17 protein-coding genes, 1 tRNA gene and 1 rRNA gene are annotated in these 24,466 nt (G+C 59.5%); 9 read left to right on the plus strand and 10 right to left on the minus strand.

What is annotated here, in order from left to right:
* Positions 1–36 precede the first annotated feature (36 nt).
* Together rrf and MRBLMR1_RS00010 are read left to right on the plus strand one after the other, a co-directional pair.
* A 5S ribosomal RNA gene (gene rrf / locus MRBLMR1_RS00005) occupies positions 37–151 on the plus strand.
* Between the two features lie 251 nt (positions 152–402).
* Positions 403–479: transfer RNA gene (locus tag MRBLMR1_RS00010), tRNA-Met, on the plus strand.
* A 265-nt stretch (positions 480–744) separates the two neighbouring features.
* Here MRBLMR1_RS00010 and MRBLMR1_RS00015 read toward each other — a convergent pair.
* The 8 genes from MRBLMR1_RS00015 to MRBLMR1_RS00050 form a co-directional block, all read right to left on the minus strand.
* Positions 745–1,932 carry a Wadjet anti-phage system protein JetD domain-containing protein gene (locus MRBLMR1_RS00015; protein WP_500063361.1) on the minus strand — a complete coding sequence of 396 codons (1,188 nt, stop codon included), beginning with the start codon at positions 1,930–1,932 and terminating at the stop codon, positions 745–747.
* Entirely contained in the window at positions 1,929–3,095 is a 1,167-nt protein-coding gene (locus MRBLMR1_RS00020; protein WP_500063363.1) for an SbcC/MukB-like Walker B domain-containing protein, read from the minus strand. The genes MRBLMR1_RS00015 and MRBLMR1_RS00020 overlap by 4 nt, the downstream gene beginning before the upstream one ends.
* An 89-nt stretch (positions 3,096–3,184) precedes the next feature.
* Positions 3,185–5,392 carry an ATP-binding protein gene (locus MRBLMR1_RS00025; RefSeq protein WP_500063365.1) on the minus strand — a complete coding sequence of 736 codons (2,208 nt, stop codon included), beginning with the start codon at positions 5,390–5,392 and terminating at the stop codon, positions 3,185–3,187.
* Positions 5,389–6,030 (minus strand): DUF4194 domain-containing protein, encoded by a 642-nt coding sequence (locus MRBLMR1_RS00030; protein ID WP_148145249.1) that lies wholly within the window; start codon positions 6,028–6,030, stop codon positions 5,389–5,391. The genes MRBLMR1_RS00025 and MRBLMR1_RS00030 overlap by 4 nt, the downstream gene beginning before the upstream one ends.
* Before the next feature lies 1 nt (position 6,031).
* Complete coding sequence (locus MRBLMR1_RS00035; RefSeq protein ID WP_183685295.1) at positions 6,032–7,543, minus strand: Wadjet anti-phage system protein JetA family protein; 1,512 nt, start codon at positions 7,541–7,543, stop codon at positions 6,032–6,034.
* Between the two features lie 552 nt (positions 7,544–8,095).
* Positions 8,096–8,842 carry a helix-turn-helix domain-containing protein gene (locus MRBLMR1_RS00040; protein WP_148145247.1) on the minus strand — a complete coding sequence of 249 codons (747 nt, stop codon included), beginning with the start codon at positions 8,840–8,842 and terminating at the stop codon, positions 8,096–8,098.
* Between the two features lie 125 nt (positions 8,843–8,967).
* Entirely contained in the window at positions 8,968–10,608 is a 1,641-nt protein-coding gene (locus tag MRBLMR1_RS00045) for a hydantoinase B/oxoprolinase family protein (RefSeq protein ID WP_148145246.1), read from the minus strand.
* Entirely contained in the window at positions 10,608–12,659 is a 2,052-nt protein-coding gene (locus tag MRBLMR1_RS00050; RefSeq protein ID WP_148145245.1) for a hydantoinase/oxoprolinase family protein, read from the minus strand. The genes MRBLMR1_RS00045 and MRBLMR1_RS00050 overlap by 1 nt, the downstream gene beginning before the upstream one ends.
* A 451-nt stretch (positions 12,660–13,110) precedes the next feature.
* Here MRBLMR1_RS00050 and MRBLMR1_RS00055 point away from each other — a divergent pair, with 451 nt between their 5' ends.
* The 5 genes from MRBLMR1_RS00055 to MRBLMR1_RS00075 all read left to right on the plus strand — a co-directional run bounded on the left by MRBLMR1_RS00055 (position 13,111) and on the right by MRBLMR1_RS00075 (position 19,720).
* Positions 13,111–14,640 carry an ABC transporter substrate-binding protein gene (locus tag MRBLMR1_RS00055; protein WP_148145244.1) on the plus strand — a complete coding sequence of 510 codons (1,530 nt, stop codon included), beginning with the start codon at positions 13,111–13,113 and terminating at the stop codon, positions 14,638–14,640.
* A 117-nt stretch (positions 14,641–14,757) separates the two neighbouring features.
* On the plus strand, positions 14,758–15,705 hold the full coding sequence (locus tag MRBLMR1_RS00060) for an ABC transporter permease (RefSeq protein ID WP_148145243.1): 948 nt from the start codon (positions 14,758–14,760) through the stop codon (positions 15,703–15,705).
* Positions 15,702–16,535: an ABC transporter permease gene (locus MRBLMR1_RS00065; RefSeq protein ID WP_183685294.1), complete on the plus strand. Its 834-nt coding sequence runs from the start codon at positions 15,702–15,704 to the stop codon at positions 16,533–16,535. Before MRBLMR1_RS00060 ends, MRBLMR1_RS00065 begins: the two co-directional genes overlap by 4 nt.
* Entirely contained in the window at positions 16,535–18,367 is a 1,833-nt protein-coding gene (locus MRBLMR1_RS00070) for an ABC transporter ATP-binding protein (protein WP_183685293.1), read from the plus strand. Before MRBLMR1_RS00065 ends, MRBLMR1_RS00070 begins: the two co-directional genes overlap by 1 nt.
* Before the next feature lie 30 nt (positions 18,368–18,397).
* Positions 18,398–19,720 (plus strand): NAD(P)/FAD-dependent oxidoreductase, encoded by a 1,323-nt coding sequence (locus MRBLMR1_RS00075; protein ID WP_148145242.1) that lies wholly within the window; start codon positions 18,398–18,400, stop codon positions 19,718–19,720.
* 120 nt (positions 19,721–19,840) lie between these two features.
* Here the strand turns inward: MRBLMR1_RS00075 and MRBLMR1_RS00080 are convergent, their stop codons facing one another.
* Complete coding sequence (locus MRBLMR1_RS00080) at positions 19,841–20,845, minus strand: D-cysteine desulfhydrase family protein (RefSeq protein WP_148145241.1); 1,005 nt, start codon at positions 20,843–20,845, stop codon at positions 19,841–19,843.
* Between the two features lie 173 nt (positions 20,846–21,018).
* Between MRBLMR1_RS00080 and MRBLMR1_RS00085 the strand changes: the two genes are divergently transcribed.
* Together MRBLMR1_RS00085 and MRBLMR1_RS00090 are read left to right on the plus strand one after the other, a co-directional pair.
* Complete coding sequence (locus MRBLMR1_RS00085; protein WP_148145240.1) at positions 21,019–22,863, plus strand: ABC transporter ATP-binding protein; 1,845 nt, start codon at positions 21,019–21,021, stop codon at positions 22,861–22,863.
* A gap of 24 nt (positions 22,864–22,887) precedes the next feature.
* Positions 22,888–23,589, plus strand: coding sequence for an SDR family NAD(P)-dependent oxidoreductase (locus tag MRBLMR1_RS00090; RefSeq protein ID WP_148145239.1), 702 nt, complete (start codon positions 22,888–22,890; stop codon positions 23,587–23,589).
* A gap of 49 nt (positions 23,590–23,638) precedes the next feature.
* Here the strand turns inward: MRBLMR1_RS00090 and MRBLMR1_RS00095 are convergent, their stop codons facing one another.
* Positions 23,639–24,460 carry a rhodanese-like domain-containing protein gene (locus MRBLMR1_RS00095; RefSeq protein ID WP_148145238.1) on the minus strand — a complete coding sequence of 274 codons (822 nt, stop codon included), beginning with the start codon at positions 24,458–24,460 and terminating at the stop codon, positions 23,639–23,641.
* Positions 24,461–24,466: the final 6 nt, after the last annotated feature.

Raw genomic sequence — 24,466 nt, forward strand, 5'->3', positions numbered from 1 at the left:
AGTGAACCAGCTTCTCTTCACATTGCCCTTAGATGACCTGGTGGTCATGGCGGGGCGGCCGCACCCGTTCCCATTCCGAACACGGCCGTGAAACGCCCCTGCGCCAATGGTACTCCGTCTCAAGACGTGGGAGAGTAGGTCGCTGCCAGGTCTTCTAAAGGCAATGTAACAATCAATCTTCTCGACACTCCTCGGCCCAAGCCGAACATCCAATTGGGCCGCCTAAGCGGCCCTTTGTCGTTTAAAGGTCTTTGCAGGACAAAACCAATGAAGGATCGCTCACAGGCGCAAGCCGGTGCGCCCCTTACAGGAGACAAAACATAACGGTTTTGCTCCGGCACAGTCCGCCAACGATTAATCGTTGGCGTAGTCGCGATAAATCCCAAAGGGATTTACGCTTGGCGCGGGGTGGAGCAGCCCGGTAGCTCGTCAGGCTCATAACCTGAAGGCCGCAGGTTCAAATCCTGCCCCCGCAACCAAACAAAAATGCCGCCCTCAAGGCGGCTTTTTTGTTTTGGTAAACGGTCACTGTACTCCGCCGACGACAAGAATAACACGACAGTCACCGAGGATCGGGGACAAAAAACCTCAACGCCCTGCCACAGCAACAAAAACAAACTTGTAGCATCTTCCAGTCAGCCTCCGCTTCGGCTTAGGGTTCTGCATCAAGGCTTTCTATGTTGATGAGAATATCCTGTTGCCGAAATAGACCGCGAAGTTAGCGGCAATGTGTCAAACGCCCCCTTATCCCGGCAAACGAGGTGATAGGCTTTCCTGCTCGCGAACCAGCCCGGTTTCCCTCAGCGCGCACCATAGATGTTCAATTGCACTGCCGGAGGCACCTTGCGGAGGGAGGGGGGACCTGCCCACCGCAGCGACACCATATTGTGTAAGAATAGCAGCGTCCATCAGATGCGGCTGCAATTGCACGCCCTGCGCCTGCAATGCTTTTTCGATATGCCTGAAGATCCGCACCCCGCCTGCATCGAGATCGCCCCAGTGGTAGCAGGCGGTACCGGCTTCGTGACAAAGGCGAATGATTTGCCGGAGATGGCTACGGGCGGGGAAGCCGGCGGTGTAGAGGACAAGGCCTTTCTGGCTACCGTTGCATTCACGGGCATGGCGAATGAAGGATGTGTAGTTTTCGATCGTCAGGACATAGTCGACAGCATGGGAAAGCCCGATCGTCGCGGCCTGATCGGGAGGAAAACCGTAATAGGACAGCGGCGGCAGTATTACTCCATCGATTGCGATCGGTCCGCTGAGCTGAAGCGGCTGCGGCATTCGCGAAACGCCGAATGTGGCCAGAGCCTCGTTCGTGTCGAGGCTTTCGGGTGTTCGCTGACCGGGATAGAGGCGAGAATGGATGGCGACCACGCTTGCGGCCAGATGGTCGAGCGCCTTGCTGCCGGTATTGACGGAACGGCAAAAGCTGCGGAAATCGATTGCGACAGCGGCCGGGTCGCTTGCCCGTTCCTGTAAACCGCGAGCAAGCAGCAACACATCCTTCAGGTTCGCCGTATCATTCGGCATGATCCCGAATTTCCGGACATTACGTGACCAGGCCGCGCCGATTTCGTCGAGCACCTCCCGCGCCGTTTCGGGCAGGTTCGGAAGCTCGTAGAAATCGGTCAGCAGGGTATGGACCTGATGGTGGGAAGGCACCCGGCCAAGATGACGATAGAGGACGTCTACATCGACAAGCCTGATCCGCAGGGCCATGTCGGCGGAAGCTCTTGCATTCTCCAGTTTCACCGCCCCCAGCTTCTCGGCCTTGCGGAGTGTCTCGATGAAACGATCACGCGCCTCCACGCTCGAAAAGGCTGCTTCGTTTGCATAACCGAAGAGAGCTGCCACACCCGGTTTTGCCTCATACCGGTCGAGCAGGTTTGCGAGAAGCTTGCCGGCATCCCCGAAGCTTATGTGTTTCATGTGCCCGTATCCAGGCCGGCAGGAAGTTCCGAGCTGCTGGCCTTTATTCGGTCAGCCAGCTGGGCGTCGGTCATGTATTGTGGATTGCCGGCACGCATAAGGTCCTGCGCATAGGTTTTGATCCGGATGAACTCGGTCGTTGCCGCATTGCCGTGACGAAAGACGTCGGCGATACTGTCCATGTTTTCGTAAACGACGGCACGTTTTTCCGACGGCGCCGCAATCACGACCTGCAGGCCGATATCGCTGTAGAAGCCGAGCAGGGTGCGCTGGTTTGGACCATCCATCTTGCTGAATGCTTCATCAAAAACGGCAAGTCCAAGCCCGAAATCCGCCCGTTCGGTGTGTCGACCTGCGCTATGGTAGATACTTGCCAGTGCCGCACCAATGATGACGTAATAGGGCACCTGGCGCTCTGCGCCGCTTGCCGTACCCTTGCGGCGTTCGTAGCTGGTTTGCAGACCCGTCTCGATGTTGCGTGTCGTCAGGTCGAACGAATAATAGTTCCGGTAATCCTGGTAGACGGTGAAATCCAGAGTCTCGTCGTTCAACAGCCTTTCGACCTCTGCCAGGGCTTGTGCATGTTGCTGGTCGCGCGGCGCTTCATGGCTGAACAGGGATTCGAAGACGCTCTCGTCATCTTGACTTGCCTGTGCCAGCTGATAAAGGCCCGATAGTTCAGGCTTCGGACGGGCATTCAGCGTATAGATCTCGTGATTGAAGGGGCGGGATTTCAGCGCCCGGGCAAGCGTGTCGAGTTCGCCGGCCAGCTTGTTGAAGCGGTTGTTGAGTTCTTGCACGAAAGCTGTTCGCAGAAGGCGGCTGATCTGGCTTGCTGCTTCATCCGCCTGCTGCCTGTAGCGGATCAGCTCGTTTGCCTCCAGCATTGCGGTATTGGTTTCGATCCAGGCCCTGATCTCGGTCGAGATGGTCGCAGGTCCGATCAACGGCGCGGTGTTATCGAAGTTCAGCCGATAATGTGTAAGAGCATCGCGCAGCTCTCCTTCGCAGGCGCGAGCTTCGTCCTTTGTGTCTTCCGCGCGTTTCCTCATATCCGTTATGACGTTGGCAAGGATTTTGGGGCGCTGGGCAAGATATGTTTCCCGAAGTGCGGCGAGTTGGGCGCGATTTCGAATTCTCTGGCGAAAGAGGTCGCGGCGCATTGAAAAATGGGCCCGTGATCCAAGCTGGTTTCCAACACCACCGAGCGTAAGGCGTATTTCTGTCAGACCGGCCGTGAGCTGGCCGCGTTTTACCAGGCATTCACTTCTGTCGTCCCGGACGTTTCGCAATCTCTGCTTATCTGTTCAAGAGCAGCCCTGAGAGCCGGATCTATGCTCGACACGACCCGATCGATCTGTTGCTGCAGATCTGCACGTTTTTCATCAAGCTGGTTGATTTCAGAAGCGAGGCTTTCCAATTGGTCGGCAGCCTCGACCGGTTGCATCAAGGCCTCCAGCCGCCTTGCCAGGTCGTCATAGAACTTCTCGTTCTGAACATGATTGTCGATCAGCCCGCGCTGCTCCTGGACCTGTCTTGCAAGATCCTCCTGCATCAGCGGCGCTGCAGCACGGCCGATCTTCAGGCCGCCCTGAGCATGCAGGACTTCCACGACTATATCATTGTTATAGGTGCCGTCCTTCATGATGGCACGGCCGCCGTCCATGAGCTCTGACTGGGTATGGGCAAGGCGCACTTTTCCAATACGGAAATCGATGAAGGCGGCTGCAAGCGGATCGTCGCTCTTCATGACGCCTGCAAGCGAGCCGGGTTGTGCTTCCAGTGTCCTTGTTGCAAGACGTCGCGTGTTGATGACGCGGCAGCCGCGGAAACCGTTTCTGTCGGCCCGCAGGATTTCGACAGCGCGCGCGGCATGTTCCGGATCGACGATGATGGCTTCGCGGTCGCGGGCAAGCAATGCCTCCGCGGCATAACGCCAGTTTTCGTCGATGATTTCGGTGACTTGGCACAGGGCGCGTGGACGCATGCCCTCTCTTTGCAAGGCGCTGATAAGTCTCGCCGTCGCCGCCTCCAGCGGCACCTGGCCCGAGCGTGCGTCCTGCAATCGGTCCTGTAACCCTTTCAGCTCTGTCTCGAGGTTCTTGCGCCAGGTGATTGCCTCGTCGCGCCGCTCCAGCAACTTGGTCTGGCTCGAACCCGCCTGCGCTCTGGCGGCTTCGATCAGATGCTCCATTTCTGTCGGGTTACGGGGCCATGCGGGTGGGCTGTGATCTCCGGTTTTCAGGCGAATGGTGTCGAGTGTCTCGAATAACCGCCCGAGTTTCAGGGGCGCCAGCTTTTCGCGATAATCGAGAAGGGATACCGCGCGTATCGTATCCACAAACCGTTGTTGCAGCCGGGTCGCCGTGGCAGAGCGGGCCTGTTCCTTCAACCTGAGTCCTGCGGTCAGCAAGGATTTCTGCGAGGTCACGTCCTGTGCGGCGATTTGCGCCTGAAGGATTTCCTCGTCTTCGACAAGCAGTTTGTGTTCGTCATCAAGGCGGGTGATTTCCGACCCCACGTGTTCAAGCTCGACAGTCATCCGGCGGAGTGTGCGAAGTTTTGCAACAAATGCCGCACCGGATTCGATGAGTCCCGCCAGCCTTTCGACACCACGGGCAATATCTTCCTGTTCGAGCAGGACCACATATTCGCCAACCAGCTTCTGCATGATGCGCAACGCTTCAAGGCGTCGCTCCAGTTCGTGGATGTCCTTCTGGATATCGCGGTATCGCTGGATCGATTCCCGCAATTCACCGATGTCGATGTCATCCTTTTCCAGTAGGAAACGTCGCACGAAATCCTCAACCGACCGCATCTCTTCGAAAGACAGGGCGGTTATGAAAGCGCGGATGAAACGTTCCGGATCGCCGTGCCGGCGGCCGGTAAAAAGAAGGCGCATATATTCGCGGATGAAATTGCGCGCGACGTCCGGTCTGAGAAGCGTGGTTCCCTGTTCCGCGCAGGCCTGTTCAAGCCTTGAGCGGACAAGTGGCCAAGATGCCGATCTTTGTTGCCCGTCGGGCAAATCCTCGATCAGCATATCGGTGTGAACACGGACTCCCTGGGCGACATAACGGCCGACGACCTGGGCATCCTCGGTGGCCGATGCCTCTATGCAAAGCCCTATGCTGACGGGTTTGCGCAGGCCATCGGGATCATCGAAGACGAGCGCTATATGGGTGACGGATTGCTCGCGAAGGACGTGGTGTTCATTCAGCTGTCCCAGGCAGTAACCGCGCAAGGTCCGTTCCGATCGGCTGCTGCCGGTTTCGCCCGCAGAGCGGTTGAAACGATAGTAGCGAGTGGAGCCCCCGGCCATGACGGCCTGGATAAGGTCGATCAGCGTCGATTTTCCCGACGTGTTCTGGCCGAGAATTGCACTATTGCCGGAAATGTCGAGGTCTTCTCTGTGGAAGAGGTGCCATTGCACCAGCGAGATACGGCTGAGCTGCATCATTCGGCGGCATCCTTGTCTTCCTCGGAAAGTTCTTCGTCATTGTCCTGAAAATCCGGACCAGACAGGAGTTGTTCGACGCCAGTCAGGTGCTGCGTGCCACTCACCGTGTCGACGAGAGCCCGGATAGTGAGGGGCATGTCATGCGCTTCGTCATCATATTCGCCAAGCCTGACGATCGCCCGTCTTTCGAGGGATTGTACGAGATTTCTGAATTCGGTTATTCCCAGCGCAGGCCTGCGGCTGCCGCCCACCATGTCCTGATAGGCGTCGTAAGCCTCGTTGAGCGTTGTCAGCATGTTTCCGTATTTTCCGAGATCGCCTTCGCCCCAAAGCCGGCGCATGAGGAGAAGAACCAGCGTCTCGTCAATTCGCATCCGCGGGCCGGTGATGACTTCCGTATCGGGAAGAATGCCGGCCCAGCCTTCTATGTCGCGCACCACGAGGCGATAACCCGCGACTTCGAAATAGCTTGCCACGAGTTTTTCAATGTCCGGCCGCAGGAGCGTCTCCATCATGCCGGGCGCGCCGCGGTCGTCGAGATGAAAGAACTGATGGCGCAGCAAGTGATTGATCACATGGGTGACGCGCTCCAGACGTTTCGGGTCGCGTTCACCCAGATTACGGAATTCGATGAGCATCTCAGTTTTCCCGGTATGTGTTGGAGCGGGTGCGGGCAACGCTGAAGTCCGCGCATTGCAGCCAGTCATTGTCGACGATTGCATCGGCCACCGGTGTGAGAATGAACCGGGTAGCAAGGAGATTGGCCAATGGATTGTCGCTCGGCTTTTCCGGCGCATTCGAATGGGCGATCAAACGTAGTGCCTCGAAAGCCAGGAAATCGTCGATCGTGTCGATCCGGAAGCGGCTGGCCCGGGTTTCACCAATCGCGGATACTCGACTTTCGAGGAAATGCATGACCTGTTCGGGTCTGACGGCCAGCCTTTGCATATAAATACGTTCGAGATGTTTTCTCAGTTCCCAGACTGGATCGACCGGCGGAAGCGCCAGTACGTCGCTGACAATCGGCTGGCGCGCATTGCGCGGGCGGGCGAGAAGAAAAGGCGAGAGAGGCGGCAGGCGAGGCTCGATCATGCCCGGTATCGTGGCCTCTGCCCTGCCTGCGGCAATCAGTTTGTCGAGCCGGAGCAGGACCGAGCTGCTGCGAAGAAGAAAGCCGCCGCTGCGGCGTCCGGCATATCGCACGGTATTGCGCAATCGGGTCTCAAGTCTTGCCCGATGCTGCTGAATGGCTTCGAAAGCATCTTCTATCTGGTCGAAGACGTTGCGGATACGCTGCAGGTCGTCGTGAACCAGTTCGCGGGCACTGGCAATCTCGGTTGAAAGACGCGCTTCCAGATAGGCATCCGCGATCGCTCCGATATCCGCGATGTTATCCTCAAGCGTGTTGAGTGCCTCGATAATTCTGTAACGATAGCGGTATGGATGAGAGGTTGTCGTTATTGCGGCATAGTCCTGCAGCAGAACCCGCTCGACGAAATCTTCGAAATAGTGCTTGAGGCGGTCGCTGATGTTTTCGCTGGCAACGACCTGTTTGTCGATTTCGCGCAGGGCCGACAGGACGCTGCGCATGTATCGTCCGAAAGAGGCGGCATCGCGTGCGGCCTTGTGCAGACCCAGCGCATTTTCACGGGCGTTCAGTTGCAGATGGTCGAGGTTGGTTTTTACCTGCACCACCAGGCCGCCGAGCTGTTCCGAAACGCCGGCAGTCAAGCCACTCAGGAATTCCGCAAGGCGCATTGCACCGGGTGGCATGTCGACGGTGATCTTCAAACCATAGTGGATCGGCTCAAGCCAGCCGGTTGCTATAAGGCGGTAATAGATATGCCGAGCTCGCATCATAGCGTCGCTGCTGGCGATCGAATCGGCTTTCTCGTTGCGGCGCCGCCGGATCCGGCGGCCTCTTCCCGTTGCAAGCTGATCCAGCACGATAGGTCTTTCGTCATCTCTCCACAGGTGAGGCTGTTCCGCCAATTGATCGTAGATCAGCGTGAGCAAGTCGTTCTGACTGGGAAAATACAGGTCGGCCTGATAAAAACGCTCGTAAATTTTGGCGATGACGTTCTCATAGATATGTCTGTTGGAGCCTGAGAACACCGTGAATATGTCGGCGTGCAATTTTCCAAACAGCATCGGCACTTCTTTCGCCTATGGTCGATCTACTGCCATTTCGCAGGCGCGCGTATCCGGTCGTCGAGCCGCTTGGATGCAGATCGTGACACACGACACTCCTCGATCAGCGTCCAACTGAGTGCCAGAAATATTGACGCGTAAACATGCGGAAAATCAATTTATGGTTGATTAATTTTGCCTGGTCATCGCGGGCGTGTGGTGTGGTAGCTATGCCACCAATACGGATCGGCTTTTATCTGAGACCGTCAAGGCAACCGCTTCCCTTGATCCGGGCAGAGGATGGACGCAATTCGCTGATGTTCTGATGCGCGCAACGGCGCTTGAAACGCCTGTAAAATGCTTCCTGACACCGGAATACCCGTTATCGGAGTAATCTTATGCACTGTTGTAAAATTCGCGTGGAGCAGCCAGACGTCGAGTGGGTTGTGGGCGGAAAATCACGCAGATAAAGCAACTCTCGGAGTGCCTGGGTCAATTCGCTCGTGGTTGAAGGCTCGACGGCGTAATGTGTCCGCTGGAGGCTTATCGGCAGCTGGTTTTCCCGCGGGCCGGTTAGTCCAGATGTCTTTGCAGGCTTCTCATCAGCGCTTTAAGATCGGCAATACCTGTGTCATTCGGCAAAAGAAGCGAGATCGCGGCCTGGCTGTTGAAGGTGTTTGCCTTTTCGGCAGGGAAGGCGATCGTCTTGATCTCGCCGCCGCCGCCATGTTTGCGCGTGCCGAAGACATAGCCTTCAGTCTTCAGCATGGTGATTTCCTGCATCACGGTATCGACGTCCACACCCCACGGCCCGTAACGTTCGGCATTGATCTCGATGATCCGGTCGCGGGCGGCTTCGTCCATCTGCGCCAGGACGCAGACGCCACCCAGGCCGACGCCGAGCGGCAGGCGGCCTCCGACACCCTCGAAGAGCGCCTGCATGGGAAGGGTGCCGAGGGCAAAATCAAGACAGACGGAATCCAGCCCCGAGCGCACCATGAGGTAGCTCGACAGCCCGGTTTCGGCGCTGATGCTGATCAGCGCAGGGCGATAAAAGTTCACCATGTCGTTGATGCTGTGCGACTTGTTGGCCAGCGCATAGATGCCGGGACCAAGGCGGTAGGCGCCGCGTCGCCCGGATTGCTCGACAAGGCCGAACTGACCGAGTGCGACAAGCGCCCGGTGAACGGCGGATTTGGCATCGTCCAGCTGCGTCGCGAGGTCGGATAGGGTCAGCCCTGGAGGATTTGCATCGCCAAGCGCCATGAGGATTTCGGCTGCGCGCATGACGTTGCTCGACGATTTCTTTTCAACGCTCAATCAACGTCCTCCAAAGGCGATGTATCGGCCTGCAATTCTTCGACAGTGCAGGCCGATACGGGTTCAAGCTGTGAAACGTTTCCACCCGGCTTGTCAATTCCGGGTGAAACGCAACCGAGGCGAGGTCAGCTGTAAAGCGATGCGGCTTCGCCTACGGTCAGACGTCCCTCACGCACGTCGCGTTCGACTTCGGTCTTTCCGCGGCCGGCGGGGGCTCCGTAGCCACCGGCGCCGGGCGTGACGATTTCAAGGAGGTCACCGGCCTTGAGATCGACAGAACCATCGACGAAGACGTCGCGGTTGCCGTTCAGCGAGAAGTAGCCGCGTGCGCCTTCGAGACCGCCATCGATGCCCCAGGGGGCGGAGATCAGGCGGGAGCCCATGACCTGCACGCGGCAATCGTCTTCAGCCCGATAGACACGGCGAAGGCCCATGCCGCCGCGGAACGTGCCGGCACCACCGGAACCATCCACCAGTTCATAACGCAGAAGCGTGATCGGGTATTCGTTCTCCAGCGCTTCGACGGGCAGGTTGGAGGTATTGGTCATGTGCACATGCACGCCATCCAGGCCATCCTTGTTCCAGCGCGCGCCGGAACCGCCGCCGATGGTTTCGAGATAGACCCAGAGGCTTTTGTCGGGCCTTGTGCCGTTGAAGCTCGCGACGCCGACAGAGCCGTTGGAGGCGGCGGTGACCCGGTGCGGGATGACCTGGGCGAAGGCGCCGTGGACCAGATCGACGACACGCTGGCAGGCGGTGATGCGGCCATCGACGGCTGCCGGATGGCCGCAACGCAGCAGGCTGCCTTCCTCCGCCGTTACATGGATCGGGCGGGCAAGGCCGGCATTCGGCAGGATGGTCGGATCGACGATCGACTTTACCGCGTAATAGACGGTGGCCAGAAGCGCGGTATAGACGACGTTGAGGCCGGCGCGGACCTGCGGCGGGCTGACGAAATCGAGATGCATTTCATCGCCCCTGACCTCGATCGTCACGCCGAATTCCAGCTCGCCCACAAGCGCTTCGCTGTCGAAACGATCCTTGAAGGAATAGGTGCCGTCTGGGATGGAGGCAATGCCGAGGCGCATTTTGCGCTCTGCATAGTTCATCAACTCCGCACCTGCGGCGAGAACCGTGTCGAGACCGTATTTCTCGCAGAGTTCGTTGAGACGGGTGATGCCGAGGCGGTTTGCCGCCATCTGGGCGCGAAGGTCGGAAACGCGCTCATGCGGAACCTGGCAGTTGAGCAGGAAGAGGCGCTGGATATCTTCCTGCAACACGCCTTCCCTGTAGAGTCGGACCGGCGGAATGCGCAGCCCCTCCTGGTAGATATGGGCGTGGCCGCGATCGGCGAAGTCGGAATGGTGGGCGGTGTTGATGGCCCATGCGACAAGCCGGTTCTCGACGAAAATCGGCGACGCCATGACGATATCGGGCAGGTGGGTGCCGCCGCCTTCATAGGCGTCGTTGCCGATGAAGATGTCGCCGGGCTTGATGTTTTCCAGACCCGGCGTCTTCATCACATAGGGAATGAAGCCGATGAAGCTGCCGAGATGCATGGGGATGTGCTCGGCCTGGCACAACATTGCGCCATTGGCATCGAAGAGCGCCGTCGAGCAGTCGCGCCGCTCCTTGATATTGGTGGAATAGCTGGCGCGGACGAGCGCTTCGCCCATTTCCTCGACGGTCGAAGCAAAAGCGCTGGCAATCACTTCAACGGTAATCGGGTTGATGGCCGTGGTTTGTTCCTGATTGACGTTCAGCATCACTTCGCCTCAAGCATGAGATTGAGATAGGCATCGACGGTCGCGGTCGTATCCATCAGCACGACGGTGGTGGTATCCATCTGGTCGATGATCGCGGGGCCTTGGACGACGTTGCCGGCTTTCAGCCTGGCGCGGTCATAAAGCGTCGCGGTGACGAAACCGCCGGCTTCCATCATCCAGACCTCGCGCGAGCCGGTGATCGCCGCAGAGGAATCCGGGCCTTCGATTTCTGCCGGCTGGAACTGTGCCTTTTCGACAAGGCCGCTTGCGGCCAGGCGGAAGGTCACCATCTGCACCGGCTCACCTTCGGCGATGAAGCCGTAGAGCTGGCGATGGGCGTTGAGGAAGGCTTCCTCGATCGCAGCAAAGGTTGCGGCGGTGACCGGACCTGCCGGGACCGGGACGGAGATCTCGTAGTTCTGGCCGGCGTAACGGACATCGACCGTGCGGGCGATCTGCTGCGCCAGCGGGGCAATGCCTTCGCTCTCAAACCAGGCATAGGCTTTGGCCTCGAGGGCTGCGTAGATTTCACCGATGCCGTCAGCGCTTGCCTCGTCGAGACGGGTCAGCTGAGTGGAGGAGAAGTCCGTGCGCAGGTCGGTCATCAGCAGGCCGAGGGCGCAAAGGACGCCGGGCGTGCGGGGAATGAGGATGCGCTTCATGCCGAGTTCTTTTGCCAGACGCGCGGCGTGAACCGGACCGGCACCACCGAAGGCAACCATGGTGTATTCGCGCGGATCGTGGCCGCGCTGCACGCTGATGACGCGGATGGCCTTGGCCATGTTGGCGGCGACGATATCGAGAATGCCGTTTGCCGTTTCCAGAACGCCCATGCCGAGCTTGTCGGCCAGCGTCTGAATGGCCGCGCGCGAAAGTTCCTGATCGATCTTCATCCGGCCGTTCAGCAGGTATTTCGGGTTCTGCGTCTGCAGAAGCACGTTGGCGTCCGTCACCGTCGGTTCCGGGTTTCCGAGACCGTAGCAGGAGGGGCCGGGATTGGCACCGGCGCTGCGAGGGCCGACCTTGAGGAAGCCGCCATTGTCGACATAGGCGATCGAACCGCCGCCGGCGCCGACCGTGTGGATGTCGAGCATCGGCGCCTTGATCGGATAACCGTGCACGACGGATTCGTTGACGACCTGGCATTTGCCGCCGGCCAAAAGCGCCACGTCACTCGACGTGCCGCCCATATCGAAGGTGATCAGGTTCTCGATACCGGTCATGCGGCCGATCGCCTGTGCGGCGACGACGCCGGTGCTCGGGCCGGAAAGCACGGTGCGGACCGGCAGATCGGCTGCCGCATCAAAACCGATGACGCCGCCGTTGGACTGCGTCAGCTGCGGGGCGACGGAAATGCCGAGGTCTTTCAGCTTGCCGCTGAGTGCATTGACATAACCCTTCATCACCGGGCCGAGATAGGCATTGACGACTGTGGTCGACAGGCGCTCGAACTCGCGGAATTCCGGGGCTATTCTGTGCGACAGTGCGGAGAAGGCTTCCGGGAACTCTTCCTCGAGGATGCGGCCGGCGATTGCCTCATGTTCGGAATTCAAAAAGCTGTAGAGGAAGCAGACGGCGACCGACTTGACGCCGGCCTTCTTCAGCTCGCGAACGGCCGCGCGAAATTCTTCCTCGTCGAGCGAGGTTTCTGTTTCGCCATTCGACAGGACGCGCTCCTTGACGCCGATGCGCAGATCGCGGCTGACCAGCGTATCGGGCTTGTCGGCCTGGATATCGTAGAGGTCGGGGCGCTTCTGGCGGCCGATTTCGAGAAGATCGCGGAAACCGTCGGTGGTAATCAGGCCGGTCTCGACGCCACGGCCCTGAATGAGCGCGTTGGTGGCAACGGTCGTGCCGTGGCCGAGGAAGGCAACATCGGCAGCGGTGGTTCCGACCTCGCGGATACCTTCTTCCACCCCTTGCGTGATACCGCGGGACGGATCGTCCGGAGTGGACGAGACTTTCCAGATCTTCACCTCGCCGGTGGTCTCTTCAAACAGACATACATCGGTAAACGTACCGCCGGAATCCACGCCAATGCGCCAGACCATGAAGTTCCCCTTCTTGTTTTGAGGCCGTGTTGCCCCGAGGTGGCTTCATGTAAGAACCGAAGAAAAAAACTGTCAACTAAATTCCAATAAATGGACCATCAAATATTTTATGGTCCGATTAACGGAATAAAGTGGATATTTTTGATGAGTGTCAGCTGTAATTGGTCCGTTATATTCCTATAATCGGATCATTGATAATTATTTGGCCCTTTTATTGGAATTGCGCTTGACGATTTTCATTTCTGGTCCTTAGCTTGAGCCAACAGAAACCATTGGCCGCAAGCCTTTCGGATTTTCTCAATGCCGCAGCTTCGTCATCGGGTGGAATGGATGGTGCAGGGAGCGCGGCAAGACAGGTTGATGCTTGATAGCAAGGCATCTGCGAAAGCATGAAGACATGCGCGCGTGCCTTGAAGCCAGAAACAGACAGATCATAAAAGAGGGAACTGCTATGATTGTTAATCGCCGAGATCTCCTGAAATATCTCGCCATATCCAGCGCCGCCGCAGCACTTCCCAGTCAGCTTCTTGCTGCTCCGGCAGCCAAGACATTGCGGATCGGTCTGTCCACCTATCCGTCGCATTTCCGCCCTTGGATCAATGTCGGTTATGCGGGGCAGCTCGTTTCGGCGCTGATCAACCGCAATCTCGTCACCTATGATGCGAAAGGGCAACTGGTCGGCGAACTGGCGGAAAGCTGGACGCGGGAGAATGATCTGACCTGGGCATTCGTGCTCAAGGATGTGAAATTCTCCAACGGCCAGCCGGTCACCTCGGCCGACGTGAAGTGGACGCTGGAAAAGATCGCAGCCGAGGGCTCCGGCGCCTATATGCGCGATCCGGTGACCCAGATCGCCTCGATCGAGATTGTCGACGACCGCAACTTCAAGCTGGTTACCAAGGCGCCTGACGTGACCATTCCCTCCGTCATGGCCTATCCCTTCCTCGCCATCATTGCGGCCGGTTCCACCGACGCCCAGGAACAGGGCATCGGTGCCGGACCCTTCACCATCGTTTCCGCCGAAAAGGGCGTAGGCATCTCGCTCACCGCCTCGGAACATTATTTCAAGGAAGGCCTGCCCTCCTTCAAGGATGTGCAGATCACCCCTTACGCGGACGAGAACCTGCGCGTTGCGGCACTCACTGCCGGCGATGTCGACCTGATCGATTACGTGCCGTGGAGCGCGATGGACACGATCGACAAGGACTCCAATCTGAAGCTCGACGCTATGGCCTCCGGTGCGTTCATGTATCTGAGCTTCAACGGTTCAGGCGTGTTCAAGGATCCGAAGCTGCGCCAGGCTGTTGCCTTCGGCATTCGCCGCGAGGAAATCGTCAACACCGTCTTCTATGGCCGTGGTGCTCCGCTTGCCGGCGTTCCCCGCCCGTCGGTCTCGCCCTATTACAACAAGGAACTGGCCAATTACTGGTCTTACGACCCGGCAAAGGCAAAGGCCCTGCTGAAGGAGGCCGGCCACGAGAACGGTCTTGAGGTCTCGCTTCTGGCCACCTCGCAATACACGATGCATTCCGGCATTGCCGTGCTGGTCCAGTCGCATCTGGCCGAAATCGGCATCAAGGTGAACCTGACCATGCCGGACTGGGCAACCCGTGTAACGATGGGCAATCGCGGCATCGGAGATTTTGCGGTTCAGGGCATAGGTATCGACACGCTCGATCCGGATGCGGCAGCAACGGTCATCGATCCGTCGCTGACCCAGACCTTCCTTCGCAGCCGCAATTTCGAGGTTCCGGGCCTTTCCGACCTCTTGCAGCGCGGTCGCCAGGAAGGCGACGAGGCCAAGCGTATCGCGCTTTATGCCGAAGTCGACAAGCTCGTCTGCGACAATACCAGCTTCTGCGGCCTCGCTTATCGCGCGACGGGTTTTGCCCGCAACAAGACTGTCGGCAATCTCGAACTGCTGCCGGACCAGATGTCGCCGTTCTCGGCAACGCTGTTCGACAAGCTGGCGCTTGCCTGACACCATCTCCCCCAGCGCTTCCGCCTGTGTCAAAAGCAGGTGGAAGCGGTAATGGCATTGGCTCTGGTCGCATGATTGCGGCGGCCTTTGCCGTGACGAAAAGAGAATAGGGGCTATATGTTCTGGTTTCTGAGACGCGGGATTGCCAGTCTGATCATGTTATGGGTGATCGTGACTTTGGTCTTCATGTCCATCCACTTCGTTCCCGGTGACCCCGTCGAACTGCTTCTGTCGCAGGATGGCGGTTCGGCCGATCCGGCAACCGTGCAGATGATCCGCGAGGATCTCGGGCTGAACCGCCCGATCGTCGAGCAGTATGTGGAGAAGCTGAAGGGCCTTGCCTCCTTCGATCTCGGGCGTTCAATGGTCGACGACAGTTCCGTTTCGGCGGAGATCGCGCGCCGGCTGCCGCGTACGCTGGAACTGATCGGGCTTGCTGCGCTGATCAGCCTCGTCATCGGAATTCCGGCCGGTATCTATGCAGCACTTCACACCGGCAAGTCGTTCGATCGGGCTGCATCCTATGTGGCGGGCTTTGCCCAAGGCATTCCGGTTTTCGTGCTCGGTACGCTTCTCATTCTCGTCTTCTCGCAGATGCTGAAGCTGACGCCGGCAGGCGGTTTCGTGGCATTTTCGCAGGCGCCGGGCAAACACATGCTGCTGCTTCTGATGCCGTCGCTTTCAATCGGGATCGGTCTTGCTGCAATCGTTTTCCGGATCACCCGTGCCTCGACGCTGGAAGTGCTGCCGCTCGATTATGTGCGCACCGCCCGTGCAAAAGGGTTGGGCGATCGCCGTATCGTACTGCACCACATCCTTCGCAATGCGCTGATCCCCGTCATCACCATTTTCGCGCTGCAGATCGGCTCGCTGCTCGGTGGCACCGTGCTTGTCGAATATGTGTTCAACTGGCCGGGGCTGTCGGGAATGCTGGTCAGCGGCGTCAATGCCCGTGACTATCCGACCGTGACTGGCGTCATTCTGGTGATCTCGGCGCTTTTCATCGGCCTCAACTTCCTGGTCGACGTTCTCTACGGCCTGACTGATCCGCGGGTGCGCAAATGACCGGAACCTCCTTGAAATTCACGCCACGCCAGATCCCGGCCTATCTTCTGGCCCTGTTGCTCGTCGTCAGTCTTCTCGCTCCCGTTCTGCCGCTGCAGGACCCGTTGCTGATGGATACTGCGGCCCGCTTTGCCGGTCCCTCGGCCGCACATCTGTTCGGTCAGGATGAATTTGGGCGCGATATTCTCGTCCGCCTTATCTTCGCGCTCAGAAACTCGCTGATCGTCGCCTTTGCCGCCGCCATTCTGGCGGGCTTCATCGGCACGGCGCTCGGTGTTCTGGCCGGTTATTCCCGCGGGCTGACCGAAATGCTGGCGATGCGGATTATCGATATCGTGCTCTGCTTTCCGCCGCTGCTGCTCGCCATGCTGGCTGTGACGCTTTACGGGCCGGGGCCGGTGACGCTCATTCCGGTGCTGGCGATCGTCTTTGTACCGAGCTTTACACGCGTCGCGCATGCCAGCGTGCTGTCCGTCCGTTCGCAGGATTATGTCGAGGCCGTGCGCAGCATGGGCGCGAGCAACGCTCGGGTTATGTTTTCCACCATCCTGCCGAATATCGCTGGTCCTCTGATCGTCCAGTTTTCGTTCACGGTCGCAGTGACCGTGGTTCTCGAATCCGGCCTGTCCTTCCTCGGACTTGGCGTTTTGCCGCCGGCGCCGTCGCTCGGGCTGATGATCGGCACCGGGCGCGCGACACTGGCGCAGGCGCCGATGCTGCTGGTCTGGCCCTGTGCTGCACTGACGGCGATGATCCTCATTCTCAATGCCTTCTGTGACGACCTGCGTGACAGGCTCGATCCGAAATTCAGCAAGATCAGGGGGCAGTGATGTCGATAGCCGAAACCACAACAAAGCCCGGCCTGTCGATTTCCGGTCTAAACATATCCTTTCGCAACAAGGACGGATGGACCTCGGTCGTGCGCGATCTCGGCTTCGATATCGCACCGGGTGAGACCGTCGCGATCGTCGGTGAATCCGGTTCGGGCAAGAGCGTCACTGCACTGTCCGTGCTCGGCCTGTTGCCGCAGCAGTCGACTCGGATCGAAGGCTCGATCCGGCTGGGAGACAAGGAGCTTCTCTCCCTTTCGCCGAAAGACCTGAAGGCGCTGCGCGGCAATGATATCGCCATGATCTTTCAGGAGCCGATGACCTCGCTCAACCCGACCATGTGCATCGGCGAGCAGATTGCCGAATCCATCATCGCCCATCGCGGTATTTCGAAAGCGGAGGCCAGAGCGGAAGCGATCCGGCTGATGGAAAAGGTGCATATCCCGTCTGCCGCGCGCCGGTACGGTGAATATCCGCACCAGTTTTCCGGCGGCATGCGCCAGCGCGTGATGATCGCCATCGCGCTTGCCTGCAAACCGGCGCTGCTGATCGCAGACGAGCCGACGACGGCACTCGATGTGACGATCCAGGCGCAGGTATTGAACCTGATCAAGGAATTGCAGGAAGAAGAAGGCATGGCCGTTCTCTTCATCACCCATGACATGGGGGTTGTTGCCGAAGTTGCCGACCGCATGGTGGTGATGTATCGCGGCGACGTGGTGGAAGAGGGGACGACGACCGAGATCTTTGCCAATGCCCGGCATCCCTATACCAAGGCGCTGCTTTCCGCCGTGCCGCAGCTGGGATCGATGAGCGGTTCAAACGATCCGCAGCCTTTTGCCATCTACGATATCAATACCGGCCTTGCTGCCGAGGCTTCGGTGTTGCAATCCACCGTCGATACATCGGAAGTTCTGCTCGATGTGAAGGACCTGTCGGTTCGTTTTCCGGTGCAGCAAACGATTTTCGGCAAGGTGACCGCGCGTGTGCATGCGGTCGAGAATGTCAGCCTGACGCTTGCGCGCGGGGAAACGCTGGCGATCGTCGGTGAATCCGGAAGCGGAAAATCCACGACCGGCAAGCTGATCACCGGTCTCTTACATCCGACGGCGGGCAAGGTGGAAATCTGCGGCAAGCCGATGCGCAGCGACACGCGGCAATCGCTTAGCCGCTCGGTGCAGATGATTTTCCAGGATCCTTTCGCCAGCCTCAACCCGCGCCTGACAGTCGGCCGGGCGATTACCGAGCCGCTGCGCATCCACAAACTGGCAACGGAGAAGGAGCAGGACGAGATTGCCGCCTCGCTGCTCACCCGTGTCGGCCTGTCGCCGGAGATTGCCAAGCGTTATCCGCACGAGTTTTCCGGCGGCCAGCGGCAGCGCATCTGCGTCGCCCGCACGCTGGCGCTGAAGCCGAGCGTGATCATTGCCGACGAGGCGGTATCGGCTCTCGACGTTTCGGTGAAGGCGCAGGTGGTCAACCTGCTTCTGGAATTGCAGCAGGAAATGCAGCTTGGCTTCATCTTCATCAGCCATGACATGGCCGTGGTCGAGCGGATCAGCCACCGGGTGGCGGTGATGTATCTGGGTGAGATCGTCGAGATCGGGCCACGGGCGGCGATATTCTCCAATCCTGTTCATCCTTACACGCGTCGTCTCATCGAGGCCGTGCCGGTTCCCGATCCGTCGCGGCGGAGTGATCGCCACAAGATTGCCGACAGCGAGATCCGCAGCCCGGTGCGCGCCGGCGACTATATAGTGCCTACGCGCACCTATCGCGAAGTGTCGCCCGGTCACCTCGTGCAGGAGGTCGGCCCGGAATGGGCCGCCTGAGTTTTCAAATAGACCATTGAGGCAAAAGCCATGTCACTCTCCATTCCCGTTTCCCCCTTTCAAGGCGATGCCGAATTGCCGGCGCATGCCGATGTCGTCGTCATCGGCGGCGGTATTATCGGCATCAACACAGCGCTGACGCTGGCGGAGCGCGGTGTCTCCGTAGCGGTGGTCGAAAAGGGCGTGATCGGTGGCGAGCAATCGGCCCGCAACTGGGGCTGGACACGCCAGATGGGCCGCGATCCGGCGGAAATTCCGCTGACAATGGCAAGCCTTCGATTGTGGTCGCAGATGAACGAGCGCACCGGCGAGGAAACCGGCTGGCGGCGCACCGGCATCACCTATCTCTGCTACAACAAGCGCGACATGGAAATCTGGGGTGGCTGGTATGAAAAGGGCAAGGCTTACGGCCTGAACTCCGAAATGCTGACCGGCCCGCAGACCGAGGCGCTGCTGCCGGGTTCGTCGGGCGGTCTTATCGGTGGTCTGCACACGCCGAGCGATGGACGGGCCGAACCGGCACTGGCGACGGTTGCCATGGCGAATGCGGCGAGACGCGCCGGCGCTCACATCCTGACGCAATGTGCTGCGCGTGGCGTCGAACGTTCGGCCGGCCGGATCTCCGCCGTCGTGACGGAACGTGGCCGGATCACCTGCTCGTCGGTGGTGCTGGCGGGCGGTGTCTGGTCGCGGCTGTTTGCCGGCAATATGGGCATCGATTTTCCGCAGCTGAAGGTGATGGGCACGGTCGCCCGCGTGACAGGTATCGAGGGCATTTCCGACATGCCGGTCGGCGCCGGTGACTTCGCCTACAGAAAGCGTCTGGATGGTGATTATTCGGTCGCGCTGCGCAATGCCAATATCGCCAATATCGTGCCGGACAGTTTTCGCCTGTTCTTCGAATACATGCCGTCCTTCGTGCAGACATGGCGGGAGCTGAAATTGCGTGTCGGCAAATCCTTCGTCGATGAGCTGGTGATGCCTAGACGCTGGCAGCTGGATGAAAAGACGGCCTTCGAGACGATCCGTACGCTCGATCCGCTGCCGACGAAATCCTTCAATCGCAAGGCACTCGCCAATCTAGCGCGCGCCTATCCGGCCTTTGCCAAGGCGCGTGTCGTCAACGAATGGGCTGGCATGATGGATGTGACGCCGGATGCCGTTCCGGTGATCAGCGATGTGCCGTCGACGCCGGGTTTTTTCATCGCCTCGGGCTTCTCCGGCCACGGGTTCGGCATCGGACCGGGTGCCGGCCATCTGATGGCCGATATCGTCATGGCTGGCGATACGCTGGTCGACCCTGCGCCGTTCAACATTTCAAGACTTCGCCCGAAGCTGGCGATTGCCGCTTAAGGAACGGACGGTCTGTCTCTCCCGTCACTACAAAAAAGACCTCCCATATGCGTTCGGGCAATATGGGAGGTTTAGTTGGGGAGGGGTGTCCGGCATTAGGTCCGGTCTGCTGGCTTTGTTTCAGCCAGCGAGATCGCTGGTCAGCAGGCCGGCATAGGGGAAGAGGGCAGGGGAGCCGCCGCAATGGACGAAGAGAACGGAGCTGCCCTTCTCGATGCTGCCCTTCTCGACGCAACCGATGATGCCGGCGAAGGCCTTGCCGGTGTAGACGGGATCGAGAAGCATGCCTTCGCGATTGCCGGCGAGCTTGATCGCGGCATTGCCTGCATCCGACGGAATGGAGTAACCGGGACCGATATAGTCGTTCTCGATGCGGATATCGTCGGCGATCCAGCGCTTTTCGAGGTCGAGAAGTTCCGCGCCGGCATTGGCCATGACGGCGATACGTTCGCTGAAGGGAACGGCGCTGCCGGTGACGGCGATGCCGACGACTTCCGTTTCCGGCCAGTAAAGCGAGCAGCCGATATGCAGGCCGGCAAGCGTGCCACCCGAACCGACCGGGGCAACGAGATAACGCGGGGCGGGCGTGCCAGCGGCTGCATATTGTTCGGAGAGTTCCTTGACCGCGTTGACGTAACCCATGGCGCCGAGTGCGCTCGCACCGCCAAGCGGGATGATATAGGCCTTCTCGCCACGCGCCTCTGCCTCGGCGGCATGGTGCTCCATGCGCGGGTTGATCTGCGTGAAATAAGCATCGGGATCGAGGAAATCGATCTCGGCGCCAAAGAGGTGATCGAGCAGGAGATTGCCCTGATAAAGATCCGGGCGGTTGCCGCGCAGAACGAGAATAGGCTTCATGCCATATTTGCGAGCGGCAGCAGCCGTCATGCGGGCGTGGTTGGACTGGTGGCCGCCGGTGGTGATGAGCACCTTGACACCCTGGGCGACGGCATCGGCCATCAGGTATTCGAGCTTGCGCACCTTGTTGCCGCCGCCGCCGAAGCCGGTGAAGTCGTCCCGCTTGACCGAAAGCGAAATGCCAAGCTCGGCGCTCAGGCGTTCCATCTTCTCGATCGGCGTCGGCAGATAGCCAAGGGAGAGCCTGGGGATCGCTTCGAGTTTCATGCAGATTTCCTCTTGAATCACGGGATGCGGCAGGTCGGATGCGACCAGCAATGATCAATGGATATATAATATATCCTATATCGATGCTGGCAAGATGCTTTCATTTGTGGCATGCAATATAAAGAGGCAAATTATTGCCACGGACCCCAGTTTTAGAGAAAAAGGACCCGTCCATGAGCGCACCTGTGATGACCGTGTCGGGCCTGAAAACCTCCTTCCGCCGCAAGGGTGTCTGGCTTCCCGTCGTGCGCGACGTGTCCTTCGATATCTATGCGGGCGAGACACTGGCGCTGGTGGGCGAATCCGGTTCCGGCAAGAGTGTAACTGCCATGTCGATCATGCGGCTCTATGCGCCCGAAAGCTGCCGTATCGAAGGTTCCGTGAAGCTTGAGGGTCAGGAACTGACGACGCTGCCGGAGCGCAGGATGCGCGACGTTCGCGGCGATCGGATCGCGATGATTTTTCAGGAGCCGATGACAAGCCTCAATCCGTCGCTGACGATCGGCGACCAGATTTCCGAAGTGCTGGTTGCGCATCGCGGCCTCTCCCTGACCGACGCGATGAAGGAGACGCGCGGTCTCTTGGAAAAGGTGCGGATTCCTTCCGCCGCCAAGCGCCTCGAAGAATATCCGCATCAGATGTCCGGCGGCATGCGCCAGCGCATCATGATCGCCATGGCGCTTGCCTGCCGCCCGAAACTGCTGATCGCCGACGAGCCGACGACGGCGCTCGACGTGACGATCCAGGCGCAGATCCTCGAACTGATCAAGCTGTTGCAGGAAGAAGAGGGCATGGCCGTTCTCTTCATCACCCATGACATGGGCGTGGTTGCCGAAATCGCCAACCGGACGCTTGTCATGTACAAGGGCGAAGCGATCGAGCGCGGTGAGACCGAGCAGATTTTTGCCGAGCCGCAGCGGGGATATACCAAGGCACTTCTCTCCGCCGTGCCCAAGCTCGGCTCGATGCAGGGCGAGGCAGGTCCCGCACGTTTTCCGCTCGTGGATGTCGAGACGGGCGTGCCGGTTGCGATGCCACAGGTGAAGGACACCGTGTCCGCCGAGCCGATACCGCTTCTGCAGGTCCGCGATCTGGTAACGCGTTTCGATATCGGCAGCGGGTTTCTCGGTTCCACATCGGGGCGTGTCCACGCCGTCGAGAGCGTCTCCTTCGATCTCAAAGCCGGAGAAACTCTGGCGCTTGTCGGCGAGTCCGGTTGTGGCAAATCGACGACCGGCCGCACGATCATCCGTTTGCAGGATGCGACGTCCGGTTCGGTGAAGCTTGACGGCAAGGAGATACTCGGCCTGACGGGTGAGGACATGCGCGCCATGCGCCGGCATATCCAGATGATTTTCCAGGACCCGTTCGCCAGCCTCAATCCACGCATCCAGGTCGGCGATGCGGTGGCCGAACCACTGCTGGCGCACAAGATTGCATCCGGCAAGGGCGACGCCCGTGATCGGGTGGCGGACTTGATGGTGAAGGTCGGCTTGCAGCCGGATATGGCCAGCCGTTTTCCGCATGAGTTTTCCGGCGGACAGCGGCAGCGCCTGTGCATTGCTCGTGCGCTTGCCATGGCGCCGCAGATCATCGTGGCGGACGAGGCCGTGTCGGCGCTCGACGTGTCGATCAAGGCGCAGGTGATCAACCTGATGCTCGACCTGCAGGAAAGCATGGGGCTTTCCTACCTGTTCATCTCCCATGACATGGCGGTGGTGGAGCGGATGAGCCATCGGGTTGCCGTGATGTACCTCGGCGAGATCGTTGAGATCGGTCCGCGACAGGCGATCTTCGAAAACCCGCAGCATCCCTATACCAAGCGGCTTCTCGCTGCCGTTCCCATTCCGGACCCGGCCCGTCGCGGCATTCGCCGTGGTTTGAGCAATGAGGAGATCAAGAGCCCTGTCCGGTCGCTCTCCTATGTTCCGCCGAAGCGAGTTTATGTGGAGGTCTCACCGGGACATTTCGTGCAGTCCTGGGGCGACGAGTGGGGCAATGTCGCTGCTGCGGCGTAACGTGAATCCGCAGGGGATGAAAGAATGACAGTGTCGAACCGTGTGGCAATGATCAGCGGCGCATCGCGCGGCATCGGTGCCTCGATTGCTGAAAAGCTGCTTTCCGAAGGCTGGGCGGTGAGCCTTGGGGTGAGAAGCCCGGAGGCTTCCGCATTCAAGGACAATGCGAACGCGCTTGTCTGCCGTTTCGATGCGCTGGATCCCGAGAGTGAACGGTCATGGATGGAAGAGACGATCGCCCGTTTCGGCCGCCTCGACGGTCTGGTGCATAATGCCGGGATCATGACGCCGAAGACCGTGCTTGAGGCCGGCGACGACGATTTTGACCTGATCTTCAATATCAACGTCAAGTCGCCGATGCGGCTGAGCCAATTGGCGTGGCCGCATCTCGAAAAGGCACCGAACGGGCGGATCGTGACGCTGGCATCGCTTTCGGGCAAGCGGGTAAAATCGGCGGGCTCCGGGCTTTATGCGATGTCGAAATTCGCGGCCGTGGCGCTCGGGCATGGCCTGCGCCAATGCGGCAAGGAAAATGGTGTTCGTTCGACGATTATCTGCCCGAGTTTCGTTGCGACCGACATGGGCAATGCGCTGGCAAGCCGGGATAGTGCCGAGCTGACCCAGCAGGAAGATATCGCCACGATCGTGCATATGGTTCTCGAACTGCCGAAGACGGCGAGCATTGCCGAAATCCCGGTCCATTACACCGTCGAAGATTGTTACTGAGATCCGGTGCCGTTTGCCGGGCCGCGTTGTCAGCCCGGCTTGACGCGGGTCAGACTTCTTCGGCCGGGCCGATTTCGATCGGCAGGGCGGCGTTGCCAGCCCATTCATGCCATGAACCGACATAGATTTTCAGCTTGTCGAAACCTGCGAGTTTCAGGCCGTAAAGTGCGGTCGCCGCGCGTGCGCCGCGGTGGCAATAGGTGATGATCTCGCGATCCGGCGACAGGCCGGCTTCTTCGGCGATCCGGCGGATTTCTTCGGCCGGGCGGTATTTACCGTCCTTCAGCACATCCTCGTAAAAGGCGAAATGCGAATGCGGGATGCGGCCCGGACGGGCGCAGCAGGCGTGGTGGAAGGTGCCTTCGAATTCCGTCTTTCGGCGGACATCGAAGATATCGGCGTTGTGATCCGCGTGGTTCAGCACGTCCTCGGTCGAGGCGACGAGTTCGCGGTGGAAGCTTAGGCCTTTTGTCTCGGATTGCGCGATGACGTCCGGCAACCCTATTCCTGAAGTCGTTTCGCCGCCTTCTGCCTTCCATGCCTGGATGCCGCCATCGAGGATGAGGCCGCCCTTGAGGCCCACGAGTTCATAGAACCAGAGGCCGCGTGGCGAAATCATGCCGGTCTGTTCCTCGAAAAAGACGGGAATGCGATCGCCGCCGAGGCCCAGCCGGTCGAAGGCTTCGCGAGCGCCGGCGGCCATGCCGGTTATGCCCGCCTCGTCACTTTCGGGAATGAAGTAATCATAGACATTGAGGCTCACTGCGCCGGGAATGGTGGCTTCGCGCCATGCCGCTTCCGGACGCACGTCGACGGGCACGAGGCGGCCTTCGGGCAGCAGCTTGATGAGTTCGGCGGCGGTGATGATCATGGCCGG

This window comes from Neorhizobium sp. LMR1-1-1.1 (assembly GCF_040675795.1).
GTDB classification, from domain to species: Bacteria; Pseudomonadota; Alphaproteobacteria; order Rhizobiales; family Rhizobiaceae; genus Neorhizobium; species Neorhizobium cellulosilyticum.